This window comes from Paenibacillus intestini (genome assembly GCF_030803945.1).
Lineage (GTDB): Bacteria > Bacillota > Bacilli > Paenibacillales > Paenibacillaceae > Paenibacillus > Paenibacillus polysaccharolyticus.
Genome location: NZ_JAURUN010000003.1, coordinates 830,546 through 846,172 on the forward strand (window position 1 = coordinate 830,546; position 15,627 = coordinate 846,172).

Annotated in this window: 17 protein-coding genes and 1 riboswitch; of the genes, 15 read left to right on the forward strand and 2 right to left on the reverse strand. The window is 47.1% G+C overall.

The features are described from left to right. Nucleotides 1-142: 142 nt before the first annotated feature. The 3 genes from spoIIAA to sigF are packed head-to-tail and all read left to right on the forward strand — an operon-like array spanning nt 143 to nt 1,718. Entirely contained in the window at nt 143-496 is a 354-nt protein-coding gene (spoIIAA, locus tag J2T16_RS13035) for an anti-sigma F factor antagonist (protein WP_090922436.1), read from the forward strand. Next, the gene (gene spoIIAB, locus J2T16_RS13040; protein WP_090922434.1) at nt 493-948 is read left to right on the forward strand and encodes an anti-sigma F factor; all 456 of its coding nucleotides are present in this window, start codon (nt 493-495) and stop codon (nt 946-948) included. Before spoIIAA ends, spoIIAB begins: the two co-directional genes overlap by 4 nt. A 14-nt stretch (nt 949-962) precedes the next feature. Then, entirely contained in the window at nt 963-1,718 is a 756-nt protein-coding gene (gene sigF, locus J2T16_RS13045) for an RNA polymerase sporulation sigma factor SigF (RefSeq protein WP_090922432.1), read from the forward strand. 120 nt (nt 1,719-1,838) lie between these two features. Here sigF and J2T16_RS13050 read toward each other — a convergent pair whose 3' ends face one another. Together J2T16_RS13050 and J2T16_RS13055 are read right to left on the reverse strand one after the other, a co-directional pair. Continuing rightward, nucleotides 1,839-2,732 (reverse strand): DMT family transporter, encoded by an 894-nt coding sequence (locus tag J2T16_RS13050; RefSeq protein WP_499018477.1) that lies wholly within the window; start codon nt 2,730-2,732, stop codon nt 1,839-1,841. Between the two features lie 219 nt (nt 2,733-2,951). Then, on the reverse strand, nt 2,952-3,089 hold the full coding sequence (locus J2T16_RS13055; RefSeq protein ID WP_499018436.1) for a hypothetical protein: 138 nt from the start codon (nt 3,087-3,089) through the stop codon (nt 2,952-2,954). A 173-nt stretch (nt 3,090-3,262) separates the two neighbouring features. On the opposite strand from J2T16_RS13055, the gene J2T16_RS13060 reads away from it, so the two are divergent. The 12 genes from J2T16_RS13060 (at nt 3,263) to scpB (ending at nt 15,607) form a co-directional block, all read left to right on the forward strand. After that, nucleotides 3,263-3,919: a stage V sporulation protein AA gene (locus J2T16_RS13060; RefSeq protein ID WP_499018437.1), complete on the forward strand. Its 657-nt coding sequence runs from the start codon at nt 3,263-3,265 to the stop codon at nt 3,917-3,919. Then, nucleotides 3,906-4,328, forward strand: coding sequence for a stage V sporulation protein AB (locus J2T16_RS13065; RefSeq protein WP_111269610.1), 423 nt, complete (start codon nt 3,906-3,908; stop codon nt 4,326-4,328). The genes J2T16_RS13060 and J2T16_RS13065 overlap by 14 nt, the downstream gene beginning before the upstream one ends. Before the next feature lie 30 nt (nt 4,329-4,358). Continuing rightward, nucleotides 4,359-6,026 (forward strand): spore germination protein, encoded by a 1,668-nt coding sequence (locus J2T16_RS13070; RefSeq protein ID WP_499018438.1) that lies wholly within the window; start codon nt 4,359-4,361, stop codon nt 6,024-6,026. A 103-nt stretch (nt 6,027-6,129) separates the two neighbouring features. Further along, entirely contained in the window at nt 6,130-7,461 is a 1,332-nt protein-coding gene (gene lysA / locus J2T16_RS13075) for a diaminopimelate decarboxylase (protein ID WP_154888500.1), read from the forward strand. 247 nt (nt 7,462-7,708) lie between these two features. Continuing rightward, nucleotides 7,709-8,140: a peptidylprolyl isomerase gene (locus tag J2T16_RS13080; protein ID WP_090922413.1), complete on the forward strand. Its 432-nt coding sequence runs from the start codon at nt 7,709-7,711 to the stop codon at nt 8,138-8,140. A gap of 267 nt (nt 8,141-8,407) precedes the next feature. Continuing rightward, on the forward strand, nt 8,408-9,733 hold the full coding sequence (locus tag J2T16_RS13085) for a hypothetical protein (protein ID WP_221791555.1): 1,326 nt from the start codon (nt 8,408-8,410) through the stop codon (nt 9,731-9,733). 152 nt (nt 9,734-9,885) lie between these two features. Continuing rightward, nucleotides 9,886-10,049, forward strand: a riboswitch (FMN riboswitch). A 344-nt stretch (nt 10,050-10,393) separates the two neighbouring features. Then, on the forward strand, nt 10,394-11,497 hold the full coding sequence (ribD, locus tag J2T16_RS13090; protein WP_090922409.1) for a bifunctional diaminohydroxyphosphoribosylaminopyrimidine deaminase/5-amino-6-(5-phosphoribosylamino)uracil reductase RibD: 1,104 nt from the start codon (nt 10,394-10,396) through the stop codon (nt 11,495-11,497). 12 nt (nt 11,498-11,509) lie between these two features. Beyond that, complete coding sequence (gene ribE / locus J2T16_RS13095; RefSeq protein WP_090922407.1) at nt 11,510-12,178, forward strand: riboflavin synthase; 669 nt, start codon at nt 11,510-11,512, stop codon at nt 12,176-12,178. Between the two features lie 52 nt (nt 12,179-12,230). After that, nucleotides 12,231-13,472, forward strand: coding sequence for a bifunctional 3,4-dihydroxy-2-butanone-4-phosphate synthase/GTP cyclohydrolase II (locus J2T16_RS13100; RefSeq protein WP_260511182.1), 1,242 nt, complete (start codon nt 12,231-12,233; stop codon nt 13,470-13,472). A gap of 102 nt (nt 13,473-13,574) precedes the next feature. Next, nucleotides 13,575-14,042 (forward strand): 6,7-dimethyl-8-ribityllumazine synthase, encoded by a 468-nt coding sequence (gene ribH / locus J2T16_RS13105; protein WP_090922403.1) that lies wholly within the window; start codon nt 13,575-13,577, stop codon nt 14,040-14,042. Between the two features lie 103 nt (nt 14,043-14,145). Further along, entirely contained in the window at nt 14,146-14,946 is an 801-nt protein-coding gene (locus tag J2T16_RS13110) for a segregation and condensation protein A (protein WP_090922401.1), read from the forward strand. Continuing rightward, nucleotides 14,915-15,607 carry an SMC-Scp complex subunit ScpB gene (gene scpB, locus J2T16_RS13115; RefSeq protein ID WP_221791552.1) on the forward strand — a complete coding sequence of 231 codons (693 nt, stop codon included), beginning with the start codon at nt 14,915-14,917 and terminating at the stop codon, nt 15,605-15,607. Before J2T16_RS13110 ends, scpB begins: the two co-directional genes overlap by 32 nt. Nucleotides 15,608-15,627: the final 20 nt, after the last annotated feature.

Here is a 15,627-nt window from a genome sequence, read left to right on the forward strand (position 1 = left end):
TGGCAGGAAACGCCATTCTCCCTGGGGCTGGAACGGTTTTTGTAGTTAAATAGGAGTTTTCTTCTAGTTTTGTCGGGGGGCAGGAAAAGCTTTTGGCAACGTAGAAAACCTTGTTCTAAGACAGGGAGGAGAGTGGGCAAACGTGAATTTGAATGTGGACATGGAGCATCACCGCGGGATTTTGATTGTGCGATTATCCGGGGAGCTGGATCACCATACAGCTGACATGGTACGTATGCAGATGGATGAAGCGATACAGCGCAGACAATGTGAACATCTGGTGCTGAGTTTGAAAGACCTCGAATTTATGGACAGTTCAGGCCTAGGTGTTATTTTGGGAAGATACAAGTTGATCAAAAATAAAGGCGGTAAAATGGTCGTCTGTGATGTAAATCCGCCGGTATACCGTTTGCTGGAAATGTCGGGATTGTTCAAGATCATGCCGATTTACGAAAATGAGGGCACTGCTCTCTCAGGTCTGGAGGTCGTCTCATGAATGAAGGAACAGGGGCAAATTTCATGAATCTGCAATTTGCGGCCAAGTCGGAGAACGAATCGTTTGCACGGGTTACCGTTGCGGCTTTTATCTCTCAGCTTGATCCCACGATGGACGAGCTTAGTGATCTCAAAACGGTCGTCTCTGAAGCGGTGACCAATAGCATCATCCACGGATACAATAACAATCCCGAAGGTGTTGTGACGATTCAGGCCGAGATTCGTGACGATATGATCACGATCATTGTAGAGGACCGCGGTGAAGGCATCGAGGATCTTGAACTGGCCAAACAGCCGCTGTATACGTCCAAACCCGAACTTGAGCGGTCGGGCATGGGATTCACGATCATGGAAAATTTTATGGATGAATTCGAAGTCAGCAGTGAGCCCGGCAGAGGCACCTCCATCAAGATGAAAAAAAGGATTGAATCCAAGAAAGCATTGTATAATTAGGGGTTGGTGTTCTTATGGATGCTGAAGTGAAACCATCTTCACAGACCTATTTGGACGATGCCGAGGTCAAACGGCTGATTGCGCTCAGTCAGTCGGGTGACCATGAATCACGGGATACGCTGGTGAACTGCAACATCAGACTCGTCTGGTCCGTCGTGCAGCGTTTTATGAACAGGGGATATGAACCGGAGGATCTGTTCCAGATTGGTTGTATCGGCCTGCTCAAGTCAGTGGACAAGTTCGATCTCAGTTATGACGTGAAGTTTTCGACGTATGCGGTACCGATGATTATTGGTGAGATTCAGCGTTTCCTGCGGGATGACGGAACCTTGAAGGTCAGTCGTTCGCTGAAAGAGATGGCCAATAAAGTTCGCAAAAAGAGGGATGAGCTGTCCAAACATCTGGATCGATTGCCCACAATTAAGGAAGTTGCTGCTGAACTCGGGGTTACCCCGGAGGAAGTGGTATTCGCCCAGGAGGCTAACAAACCGCCAACCTCCATTCATGAGACGGTATTCGAGAATGATGGTGATCCGATTACACTGATGGATCAGATCGCGGATGAGTCTCAGGAGAAGTGGTTCGACAAGCTAGCGCTGAATGAAGCAATCGGCGGCCTGAGTGAACGGGAGCGACTTATCGTATACCTTCGGTATTACAGGGATCAGACTCAATCCGAAGTGGCAAGCAGGCTGGGTATATCCCAAGTGCAGGTCTCAAGGTTGGAGAAAAAAATACTGCAATCTATTCGCGATCAAATCGCGCAGTGATTCAGGATTGATTCAGGGATGATTCCATCCGCCGGTATGGGTATGGATTCATCATGATACGACAACTAACAACCTCAATTCGCGTTATTTAGCGATGGGGTTATTTGTCGTTTTAATATTTTATGCGGACACGGAGGACGAACGTTTGAACTGTAAAATGACAATTAAAAGGATAATACAGCCAGTACCTAACCATTGATAGATACCGAAGGGCTCATTCAGCCAAAGAACTGTGGTACCCACTGCCGCCAAAGGTTCGGCGCTCCCTAACAAGCTGGTCTCCTGAGGCGTGAGGTATTTCAGGCTGGCAATGTAGAACCAGAATGCGAGTAACGTTCCAATCAATATGGAAAACAACAAATAACTACAGGTCTCTGATGTCAGCAGTGTAAGGTGGATCTTCCATGGCGCATGAACAAAGCTCATACCCACTCCACCAATAACCATGGCCCAGCCAACGACCACGAGAGAATCAAATTCGTTAAGTAATCTGACCGCATACAATGTATAAAATGCAGCAGATACACCAGATAACAATCCCCAGATCACTGCTGGCTGCGAGACGGATAACTGATGCAGAGAGCCATTTGTAAGCAGAAGAAAACATCCCAAAAGCGCCAGAGCAGCGCAGATTATAAGTTTGGCTGTAAGTGGGGATTGTTTGCGCAATACCATATATACCATGATCATGACAGGAGAAAGATATTGCAAAAGTGTGGCGACAGCCGCATTGCCGTGATCAATGGAAGCCATGTAAGTGTACTGTACAGCCAACATGCCGACCAAGCCAAAGATAATAAATGGCAGGGCTGTTTGTTTCGATTTCCAAACTTCAAGAATCTGTGAACGGATAGGTGTAAATAATTGCAGTAAAAGGAGAAGGATGCCGGCACATAACAATCGCACGGTTACATACCAATTAACATCGATATGGTGCATTTGAAATAGATTTTGAGCCACCGTTCCTCCGATACCCCAACAAGTAGCTCCTGTCAAAACCAGAAGTATACCGATGAGAAGAAAGAGATACGTAGTTAGTGTTTAGGATTCATGAATTGTCAGACAGGAGCATCATCTAATGGATCAAACAAGTATGACTCTGGCCGAGCATACTTAGAAGAGGGAGAGCTGAACCATATCGGCTTGCCTTTTTAATTTCTTCCAATGTGGATCCCATCTAGAGCGCCCGATACCGATCCATCCCGGAGCGTCCAGCGCCCCTCCATACTCTTTTCATCCACGAACAGACTTCCAGCTTTTATCCCCCTGCCCTACCCCCGCAAGTTTCTTCCATTTCGTTTGGAACAAGAGGGAGGCAAGCCAGCGGAGGGAAGGAATCGGTAAAAGGAGCGAAGCGAGCGCGTTTATCACGGGATTTCCTCCTTGAAGAGGAGAAAATCAGAAATCCGGGGATAACCAGCGCCCGATACCGATCCATCCCGGAGCGTTCAGCGCCCCCTCCACACTCTTTTCCAATTTAAATGTAATAAATTTGCACATTCTTCAAATACTAACCTAAATTACGCAGTAAAGGAGTGCTGTGGATGTCCCAGACACCCACTCCCACGGTCTACGTCCGCATGCGCAGCCGGATTCGCATTCAGAGAGGGCGAGCGGTCAAACTGCGGGATATTGCCCACGTACTGGCCTCATCCGAGGAACAGGAAAACAGGCTACTGGAACTTGAACTGCTGCAGCCCGGACCGGAGGACGGCAACCTGATCCTTATTGACATTTTGCAGATTATTCCCCAGATTAGGCAGCTTCTGCCGGATGTGAATGTGGAGCTGATGGGGTCCGGGCATACGTTAGTTGAAGTAATGGCAGGTAGTGGTAAGGCTTCGAAATCCTTGTTTATTCTGGTATGGTTGCTGCTGTTCTTCGGTTCAGCACTGACCATTATGAATTTTCACGCAGACGTGAATATGCAGGAAGTACAGATTCGCATCGTAGAGATGCTGACAGGGCACCGGGATGAGCATCCGTACTTATTTCAGCTCGCCTATTCCCTTGGGATCGGCTTCGGCATGGCGGTATTTTTCAACCATCTATTTAAGAAAAAGTGGAATGAAGAGCCAACACCGCTCGAAGTGGAAATGTTCCTTTACCAGCAAAATGTAGACCAATTTGTCGTCATCGAAGAAACCGAACGTATGCATAAGCAGAATCAAAGGGAGCTGAAAGGCGATGAGCGTGCTTAACGGAGCGATCAGCATTGTGCTTGGCATTGCCGGGGGAATCGCTGTGGGGAGTGGTGTTATTGCGCTTATTCTTGTACTCGACATGATTCCGAGACTGGCTCAAGTGACACAGTCCTATGACAAAACGCATTGGTACGAGGGTGCTCTCATTGGAGGTTCGCTACTGGGCACGGTAGCCGATTTCTGGCATTGGAAAATGCATGGCGTTATGTTGCTCAGCCCGATCGTTGGATTGTTCTGCGGCGTTTTTATTGGTCTGCTGGCTGCCGCTCTGACAGAAGTTTTAAACGTGCTACCCGTTCTAGCTAAAAGGTTGGGTATGAGATCATACTTGTTTGGACTGTTGCTCGCGATGATTCTGGGGAAAATGACAGGTTCATTGTTTGACTTTTTTATTTACCAACGGTAAAGCAGCGAGACAGGTTAAAGGAGGATGGACATGGACGAACATACGGATCAAACGGGTCATGAACAAAGAGACGATATAACGGAAGATGTGTTGCACAAGTCTGCTTACGAGATCCAGCAGGAAGAAGAAAAGAAGGCGTACCAGAAAAAAAAGCAAAACGAGATGTCCGACAGTATTGAAGAATCTGTTCATTATTGGCAGCATAACGATAACATCTCCCCGCGCATGAGTGATAACAAAAACACGTTAAAACAAGTGATCGGTCTTGGCGAGTCGTTTGATGTGGATATGAGGGAAATGGTACTTGGCGGCAAACATGTGGGATTACTGTTACTCACGGGTTTTGCTAAAGATGAGATTTTGCTCGAAGTATTGAAAAGATTAACCTATCTGACGCCGGATCAAGTATCAGAGCATGCACTCAAGTCCTATTTCGAATGTTATATTCCTCATATACAGGTAGAACGAGTGGAGAAGATGAGTGCTGTCATTAGCAAGGTGCTCATGGGCATGAGTGCCATGTTTGTCGAGGGAGACCGGTCTGTGCTTATTATGGACACTCGGAGTTATCCGGTTCGATCCCCCGAAGAGCCTTCGCTTGAACGCGTGGTTCGTGGTTCACGGGATGGTTTTACCGAAACATTGCTGACCAATGTAGCGCTGGTGCGCCGTAGAATACGGGACCCCGGACTAAAGTTTGAACTCATGCAGGTAGGACGGAGAACCCAAACCGATGTATGTGTAGTTTATATTGACGATATAGTGGATAAGGTGCAGGTGGATTCGGTAAAGGAAAAAATACAACGGATCGATATCGACGGTATTCCGGCTGCCGATAAACAGTTGGAGGAAGCGATCATCAACAAAGGATGGAATCCATTTCCCCTTGTTCGTTATTCGGAACGCCCTGACGTTACCGCATCCCACTTGCTGGAAGGACGAGTCGTTATTTTTGTAGATACATCCCCCAGCGTAATGATCTTGCCGACGACTTTTTTTGATCTATGCGAACATGCGGAGGAGAACAGGCAGACGGCTCTTATGGGAACCTATCTGCGCTGGGTACGTTTTGCAGGCATCCTGATCTCTCTGTTTCTACTGCCGCTATGGATGCTGATGGTCATCGAACCTTCACTGAAACCGATCGGTTTCGATTTCATCGGCCCACAGGAAAATGTGAAATTACCGATTATTTTGCAATTTCTGCTCATTGAGCTGGGTGTAGACTTATTACGGATGGCTGCGGTTCATACGCCTACGCCGCTGGCTTCCGCCATGGGTCTAATTGCGGCAATACTGGTCGGAGATATCGCGGTGAAAACGGGCTATTTTGTCAATGAGGTTGTGCTCTATATGGCGATTGCGGCAATCGGAATGTTTGCTACACCGAGTTACGAGTTAGGACTCGCGAATCGACTGGTCAGGCTGCTACTGCTCATTGCAGTTGCGATATTTAAGGTGCCGGGTCTGGTCGTTGGAACTACGTTGCTGGTTGTGGCGTTAACCATTCACCGTTCGTACAACTCATCGTATCTTTGGCCATTTATACCTTTTAATGCAAAGGCATTTGGCAACTTCTTGTTCAGAGTTCCATTGCTTGTCAGCAAGAAACGTCCATCATTCAACAAAACACGTGACAACACCAAGATGTCCGAGGATCCCGACGGTGAATTGCGAAAAGGTAAAAAACACAAATGATGTGCCGAAAAATCCATTCATCTCCCGGCTTAATTTGATATACTGGTGTAAAATCAATGGAATAGTAACTGTTCCAGTATACAAAAAGTGAGGAATGCAAACGATGTATTTACACGGTACAAGTAGAATAAATGAGCAAGGTCACCTGGAGATTGGTGGAGTAGACGTTACGGATATGAAAGAGCAATTTGGAACACCGCTCTATGTTGTGGACGAGCAATTGGTTCGCGAGCGCTGCAGAGAGTACATGGAAGCATTCCGCGCTTCAGGTTTGGGCTTCCAAGTTGCATATGCAAGCAAAGCATTTTGTGTTATGGCGATGTGTGCTCTGGCAGCAGAGGAAGGTCTTTCTCTGGACGTTGTCTCTGACGGCGAACTGTTCACTGCATTGCAAGCAGGGTTCCCGGCAGAACGCATTCATTTCCACGGCAATAACAAAACGCTCGAAGAGATCGAAATGGCGCTTGACGCCGAGATTGGATGCTTCGTGGTAGATAACTTTAACGAGTTGCACCTGCTCCAAGCTGTCGCAGCGGACAAAAACCGTAAAGTTAACATCCTACTGCGTGTAACGCCAGGTGTTGAGGCGCATACGCATGAATATATTTCGACAGGACAAACGGACTCCAAGTTCGGTTTCGATATCGGCAACGGTACAGCATTCGAAGCTATTGAACTCGCATCCAAACAGTCCAATCTGGTATTGCTTGGTGTACATTCTCACATCGGCTCCCAGATCTTTGAGGTTGAAGGATTCCAGATGGCGGTTCAACGTGTTGCTGAATTTGCAGCAAGTGTATACGAGCGCCTGAATGTGGCATTCAAAGTCGTAAACCTGGGCGGCGGATTCGGAATCCGTTATATTGACGGTGACACGCCGCTTGAAGTGGCTCAGTATGTGAAGGCCATTACCGATGCGGTAAAAAATCATTTTGCGCAAATCGGCTATGCAGTGCCTGAAATTTGGGTCGAGCCAGGCCGTAGCATCGTAGGTGAAGCAGGCACAACGCTGTACACCGTTGGAACGAGCAAAGACATCCCCGGCGTGCGTAAATATGTAGCAGTAGATGGCGGGATGACGGATAACCCACGCCCTGCATTGTATGAGTCCAAGTATGAGGCCGTACTGGCAAATCGTGCAAACGAAGCGGCAACAGAAACGGTATCTGTAGCGGGGAAATGCTGCGAGAGCGGTGACATGTTGATATGGGATCTGGATCTGCCAAAAGTGGAGAGCGGTGATCTGCTTGCCGTAGCTTGCACAGGGGCATATAACTACTCCATGGCAAGTAACTACAACCGGATTCGTCGTCCGGCGGTTGTGTTTGTCAAAGATGGTCAAGGTGATGTAGTTGTACGTCGTGAGTCATATCAGGACATTATCCAAAACGACCTCGTGCCAGCGCGTATTGGCAAACAGCCAGTTACTCGTTAATTCAAGTTCCTATAGCGCTAGATGAGGACGGAATGGGCTTGCCCCTTCCGTCCTTTGTCATGGACATTGTAGCTATTTGGCACGCTTGAAGGCTTGTATTTGAGAGTAGAAAATCAAAAATATAGCTCTTTCTTTTGCGATTCGGCCCTTTTCGGTGTACACTAAGAAAAGTGCTGTAATGCTTGACCACAAGTTTGGTATTGCATCACAATTACTTTTGCTCAAAATTGAAAGGAGTCATTTACATATGGCGAAACAAGCGAAAATTAAATTGGCAAACGGCGGAGAAGTTCTGATTGACCTGTTCGATCAAGAAGCTCCAAACACCGTAGCAAACTTTGAAAAATTGGCAAACTCCGGTTTCTATAACGGACTCGTTTTCCACCGTGTAATTCCGGGCTTCGTAGCTCAAGGTGGATGCCCTAGCGGTTCCGGTACTGGCGGTCCTGGTTACACAATCAACTGTGAGATCAACCCGAACAAACATGAGCGTGGAACACTTGCGATGGCACATGCTGGCCGCAACACAGGCGGAAGCCAGTTCTACATCTGCTACCAACCACAGCCACATTTGGACGGACAACATACTGTATTTGGTAAAGTAAGCAAAGGTATGGAGTTTGTTGATGCATTCGAAGGCCGCGACAAAATGGAAACTGTTGAAGTTGTAGAAGTTTAATTTCAACTGAATCTGCTCGGCGGCATCAAGTTAACCCCTGGTACATTCCTATTACGGAAGTACCAGGGGTTTTGTGCATTGTACAACTTTTTTGCGTCATTGCCTTGCAAAGTGTTATTAAAATAAGCTTAAAGGAACTGGCGGGACGAGTTGATTGTAGGTTATTCTAGCTAGGTACAGACTGTTGAAACCGAATACATGAGGTTTGACAGCGCACTATATTGAGTTTGCATGTTTTCAGAACTACTGTGAAAGGATGTTGTTACTTTGACTTTAGATGTTGTACAGCAACTGAAATTACTTCAACATATTTATAGTGAGAGCACGATTTGGGACGAGGAGTTACGTGCTTCAAGACACAATGTACCAGAGGACGTATCGGCGGAACAATTACAGGCACTAGAGGCTACTGGACATGAGCCTAATCACTTTGAAAGACCGCAGCATGAGGATACGATCCGAGAACTGAGAACATTGGCTGAGCGTTGGACACTTCAGGAGGCTGCTCAGGCTTTTGTGGCTTCTCTATGGTCAGCGCCAATGATCTGGCGTTCACTTCTTGCAGGAAAACTGATTGCAGCCAGCATACCTGACCATGAATATAGTCCATATCCTTCCAGTCGCAAGTGCCAGATCTGTGGTTTGGATGTGAATGACGGAGTAGATACTTCGCTTCAGTGGTACTGGCGAATGACCAACGGTACACCGCTTGATGGAGATATCTTTGGACATGTACTCGCTCTGAGAGAGATGCCTGCTTCGCAGGCGCCTCCTGTTCCTAATGAGTATGATCGCTGGACGTTACGCGCGGTGTTAACGGTGTTGCGTAATCTGCCACCTAAGACTCGGTACAGCAAGGCAGCGGATGCGCTCAAAAAAGAACAACTCCTGCCTACGAAAAAAGTATATGTTTACCGCGATTTGCTTGAAACGCTGGCGCTGATCGGCATTCTGGACACGCCAGAACAGCCAGGAATGATTACAGCCTTCACCTCATATGCAGAACGCGACAAGAGACCTAATACCCGCGTTGAGGTACAAGCTCCCTTGGCATGGTGGGATTCATCTGTAGGAATCAACGAGCACAATTTGAACCTGATCTTTGGTGAATTCGATTGCAGTAATGTATCGCTTGAGAACAAGCCTGAACCGAATCCACTGGCGAGTGAGACCGTTATTGGTGCATTTGAAAGCAGACGAGGTGTAGGTACCAAGGCGAAGGTGCCGAAAAAATCTCCGGATGCCGGTACAGGTGAAGTGCAGCCTGGAGACGTATATGCAGTGAAAGTACTTAGTGGTTCTTGGGTTACTGTATATTGTCATGAAGTGAAGGACAAACGTACCATTGTTGAATATCTGGATGGCGTGTTCCCCGATATGCCAGGAAAAGAAGACCTTATTCTGACCGTTCGTCCAAGGCCGGATGAGCGCTGGCAGTGTTCGGCCATTGGAATCGACTCGACCAGTTGGGTTAGAAGAGTAGCCCGCGATATGCCAGCTCCTAATGCTTCCCAGCCCAAACCTGAGAGTGTTCCGTTCCATGCTGCAAAGGATTTGAGGCACATGGCCAGCTGGTGTTTTCCGGACCTTTAGAATTTATTGTGAATATTTGATGAAGTCCGTGTCTCGTCTGAGATGCGGATTTTGTAATATAAATGCTTATTAAAAGTTAGTATGTGACAAAAAGAAACAAAAATGAATTGATTTTTTGACATTAAAGTGCTAACATCCAATTAATAACGAAAGCGATCCTTCAGGGCAGGGTGTAATTCCCTACCGGCGGTGATGCGTGTTGGGGATATTATTTTCCACCGACATGGCAAAGTCCGTGACCTGTCTGCTTATAGCAGATGGCTGATCTGGTGTAATTCCAGAACCGACAGTATAGTCTGGATGGGAGAAGGAGTGGGTGTAAGCCGGTGTGGTTACACTCCGCAGGAGTGATGTCGCATAGCATTCAGCTCGTTTGGATGATATGTGTGGAAGGCTTGTTTATAATGAGTTTTCTGGTACATAATACCGTTATATAGAAACTCTTCACCTGATTTTTTGTATATCATTCTATAGCTCGAATGGGTATGCAATAAGGTATGTGTTTGTTTTCACTTACCTGTTAACTGGTTTTGGTGAAGTGTCGGTATTGGTGTGTTTCATCTCTCCTGCAGATGACAGTAGTCTTCCATCATCCCTACCTGAACAGATTGTTCGGTGGGGATTTTTTAGTTCAAGATTATAACCGTGGGGTGAACGGATATGGAAATGATCAATGATGAATTTTATATGGCGTTAGCACTGGATATGGCAGAACGGGCACAAGGACAGACCGGAATTAATCCTGTCGTGGGATGTGTCGTTGTTAAAGAAGGACGTGTTGTTGGTCTAGGAAGCCATCTGAAACGAGGTACAGGCCATGCAGAGGTGCATGCGCTGAATATGGCTGGAAGCGACGCGGAGGGGAGTACCGTTTACGTAACGCTTGAACCTTGCAGTCATTATGGCAAAACGCCACCCTGTAGCGAACGTTTGATCCATGAGAAGGTTAAACGGGTGGTGGTTTGTTGTGAAGATCCGAATCCGCAGGTTTCTGGTACAGGCATTAGTATGTTGCGTCAACAAGGCATCGAAGTTGAAGTGGGTGTTTTGCGCGAACGCGGAAGACGTATGAATGAAAAGTTTATCAAGTTTATTACAACAGGCCTTCCTTTCGTTACCCTCAAAACAGCTTCTACGCTGGATGGAAAAATTGCTACGCGTAGCGGGGACAGCAAATGGATCTCCAACGAACTGGCGCGTGAGATCGTGCATGCGCTTCGTCATCGTCATCAAGGCATTATGGTTGGCGTGGATACGGTAATCGCCGATAATCCGGAGCTGACTACCCGCTTGCAGGTAGAAGGCATCAGTCCGGTACGGATCGTTGTGGATTCCAAGCTGAGGTTGCCTGTAGGCTCCAAAATGGTCAAGGACGGACTTGCGCCAACTTGGGTGCTTACAACCGATGAGGCTAGCCAGGAAGCGGCTGAGCGACTCGAGGCTTACGGTGTTGAAATTATTCGCTGTGGGCCTGGACCACGCGTAGATTTGCTACATGGGCTGAGCAAACTGGGAGAGCGGGATATTGGCTCGATTCTGCTAGAAGGCGGCGGTACACTAAATGGTGCAATGCTGGAAGCACGGCTCGTAGATCGTTTACTGATGTTTATCGCTCCCAAGATTGTGGGTGGATATGATACTCCGGGAAGTTTCCGTTTTGAAGGCGTAGAGCGCATGAGTCAGGCAATCCAATTGCATCAGCTGGAAATTGAGCAAGTTGGAGATAATATTAGCATTGGCGGTATTCCGATTTGGCCAGAATAGGAGGAAGATAGCATGTTTACGGGTTTGGTGGAAGAAGTCGGTCAGATCCGGCGCATTGGCCGTAAAGGTGAGGCCCTGGTTCTGAACATCGCTGCTTCTGTCATTATGGACGATCTCAAAATTGGTGACAGTGTTGCGGTTAACGGGGTTTGTCTTACCGCGACCACGCTGGAAGGCGGAGGTTTTACCGCAGACGTCATGCCGGAAACGTATAGACACACCAATCTCAATCAGCTTCAGTCCGGCAGTAAGGTTAATCTGGAGCGGGCCATGTTGTCCGGTGGACGATTCGGCGGTCATATCGTGCAGGGACATGTGGATGGGACTGGGGTTATCGGTAGTATTACTCGGGATCAGAATGCAGTTGTTTTCGAGATCAGACCGGGTGACCATGAACTTTTCAAATTTCTAATTCCAAAAGGTTCGGTCACTTTGGATGGGATTAGCTTGACAGTGGTACAGACGACTCAAAGTTCCTTCACGGTTTCGATTATTCCCCATACGATTGGGGAAACGGTTTTGAATGTCAAAAAGACAGGAGATACCGTCAACATTGAATGTGATATTTTGGGGAAATATGTAGATCATCTGTTGCAATACGGCAAGAGCCATGCGGAAACGAGAACAGGCAAGCCAAGCAGTCTTAGTGAAGAGTTTCTCTCCAATCACGGGTTTGCATAAACATAGGAAAGACAGGGATAAAACATAGAACTGGAAACAGGAGGTGCAGCTGATGTCAGAACAATCCGAGCCATCCATTCTGGACTCAATTGAGGCAGCTATTTATGATTTGATGCGTGGTAAACCCGTAATTGTGGTCGATGACGAAGATCGGGAAAATGAAGGGGATTTTATTGCTTTGGCTGAAAAAGCAACCCCTGAGGTCATCAATTTCATGATTACCGAAGGTCGAGGACTCGTCTGTGTTCCCATTACGCAGCAGCGTGCAGATGAATTAAATTTGAAACCGATGGTTCAGCAGAATACAGATTTCCATGGCACAGCTTTTACGGTCTCTGTGGATCACAAAGATACAACGACGGGAATCTCGGCGCATGAGCGTTCCATTACCGTTAAAGGTTTGATTGATCCGAATGCGAAAAGCAGTGATTTTCGCAAGCCGGGTCACATGTTTCCGCTCATTGCCAAAGACGGCGGTGTGTTGCGTCGTGCCGGACACACGGAAGCAGCAGTTGATCTGGCGATCATGTGCGGCTCTTACCCCGCAGGTGTCATCTGTGAAGTGATCAAGGAAGATGGTACGATGGCCAGACTTCCTGATCTGCAGAAGATTGCACGTAAGCATGATCTGAAACTGATTAGTATCCAGGACATGATTCGTTACCGGAATGAGAAGGAGAAGCTGGTGCAACGTGAAGTTTCCGTTCGTATGCCGACGGACTTTGGCGAATTCCAGGCAGTGGCGTATACGAATGCAGTGGATAATAAAGAACATGTTGCCTTGGTCAAAGGGGATATTGACGGTTCCAAACCTGTATTGGTTCGTGTTCACTCCGAATGTTTGACTGGCGACGTGTTCCACTCTCACCGTTGTGACTGCGGCCCGCAGTTTGATGCGGCGCTGAAGCAGATCCATGATGAGGGTAATGGCGTACTGCTCTATATGAGACAAGAAGGCCGTGGGATCGGTTTAATCAACAAACTCAAGGCTTACAAGCTGCAAGAAGAAGGTCTGGATACAGTGGATGCCAATCTGAAGCTTGGTTTTGCTGCTGATCTGCGCGATTATGGGATCGGTGCACAAATTTTGAAGGATCTTGGCGTTCGTCAGATTCGATTATTAACGAATAATCCACGGAAAATTAAAGGCTTGGAAGGATATGGTTTGGAAGTGGTAGAGCGTGTACCGATTCAGATGCAGGAGAATGAAGATAATACAGCTTACCTTCACACCAAGCAAGCCAAATTGGGCCATATGCTCAAGTTTGATGATATCGAGCAGAATGAACAGTGATTTCAGTTACTCACGATAATTTTCTGATATGTAATTATTGGAGATTTCACATGTTCAATTGCAGCACCTATAACATTATATATCGACAGGGAGATGACGATAATGCCTAACTATTTTGAAGGACATTTGGTATCGGAAGGTTTAAAATATGGCGTGGTAGTTGGACGTTTTAATGAATTTATTACGAGCAAGTTGCTTAGCGGGGCGCTGGATGCGTTCAAACGTCACGGTGTGCAAGATAATGAAGTAGATGTAGCTTGGGTACCGGGAGCTTTCGAAATCCCGCTTATCGCTCAGAAAATGGCCGAAAGCGGCAAATACGATGCGGTCATCACACTCGGAACGGTTATCCGTGGGTCAACAACACATTATGATTATGTCTGCAACGAGATGGCTAAAGGGGTAGCGGCAATTAATCTGAAAACAGGGGTGCCGACCATCTTTGGATTGGTTACTACGGAGAACATTGAACAGGCGATTGAGCGTGCAGGAACGAAGGCCGGCAATAAAGGCTGGGATGCTGCTACAGCTGCAATTGAAATGGCGAACTTGACGAAACAGCTAAAATAGTGCTTATTTAATAGTAGTGCCCTGCTTTGCGCAGACGAAATCGGGATACCGGTTTCGGACGGCTGGCAGGGTTTTGTATTTTTCTGGCGGGAGGATTCGTCTAGTGACGGTAGTTACATACAAACTGGAGACTTTTGAAGGGCCTTTGGATCTGTTGTTGCATCTGATTGATAAGGCTGAGATCGACATCCAGGATATCCCCATCAGCGATATTACCGATCAGTACATGGCGTATCTGCATTCCATGCAGGAGCTGGAACTGGATATAACAAGTGAATTTCTGGTGATGGCAGCTACGCTGCTGTCCATCAAGAGCAAACTTTTACTGCCCAAACCACCGGTAATCGAGGATTTCGAGGATTATGATTATATGGAAGATGAGGATTATGATCCGCGTGCCGAACTGATTGCACGCCTTATCGAATATCGCAAATATAAAGGAATAGCGCGGCATCTGCATGAACGGGAATGGGAACGCAGTCTTATTTTTTCCAAAGAGCCCGAAGATTTGCGACCTTATATGCCTATGGAGGAACAAACGAATCCGGTGCAAGGTCTGCATACTTCTGATCTCATCGCGGCGTTTCAGAAAGCACTTCGAAAGGCTGAGAAGCGTACAACGGTCACCCGGATCAAAAGGGACGAAATTTCGGTCAAGGATCGCATACGTGAAGTTATTGGTGCCTTGGAGCATTTAGGTCCTGGGGGGCGGTTGTTATTTTCCAAGCTTATGGATGATCAGATATATCGCCATGAGATCGTGGTTACGTTTCTAGCAGTGCTGGAGCTGATGAAGATGAAGCAGATTGTTTGTTACCAGGAACGGTTGTTTGAGGATATCGTTATGGAGTGGAGAGGGGAAACAACGAATCATGGATTTTCCGAAATTGAAGTCGATTATTGAGGGCCTTTTGTTTTTGTCCGGAGAAGAAGGTCTAAGTGTCAAACAGATTGCTGAAATTGTGGACCAGCGGGTAGAACTGGTTACGGATGCCATTGAGGACATGATCGGCGATTTTGCAAGGCAAGGGCGAGGTGTGCAGATTCTGAAGATTGCAGGTGTCGTGCAACTCGGAACATTGCCGGAACATGCGGCCTATTTTGAGAAGCTAGCTTACTCTCCTGCACGTACATCGTTATCCCAAGCGGCGCTTGAAACTTTGGCCATTGTAGCTTATCGTCAGCCCATTACACGGGTGGAGATTGAGGAGATTCGTGGCGTAAAATCGGAGCGTGCTATCCATACACTCGTGAACAAGGATCTCATTGTTGAAGTGGGGAGAGCGGAAGCGATTGGACGCCCGATTTTGTACGGAACAACGAAGTCATTCCTTGATTATTTCGGACTAGCTTCGATTAAAGATCTTCCCGAACCGGGTTTGTTTGAAGATTCGGAAAACTTGGAGGAAGAAACGCAGTTGTTATTCAACAAGTTGGACATGAATCAGCCGGATGTCTCGGATACTGACGTACAAAGCGTGTTTGATTTTGAAGAGGAAGGAGCATTCCCGGAAGAAGATATCGCTGTAGATCCAGAGGATGATTCTTCGGGTTCCTCCTCCTAATAAATGCTAATAGTTAAAGC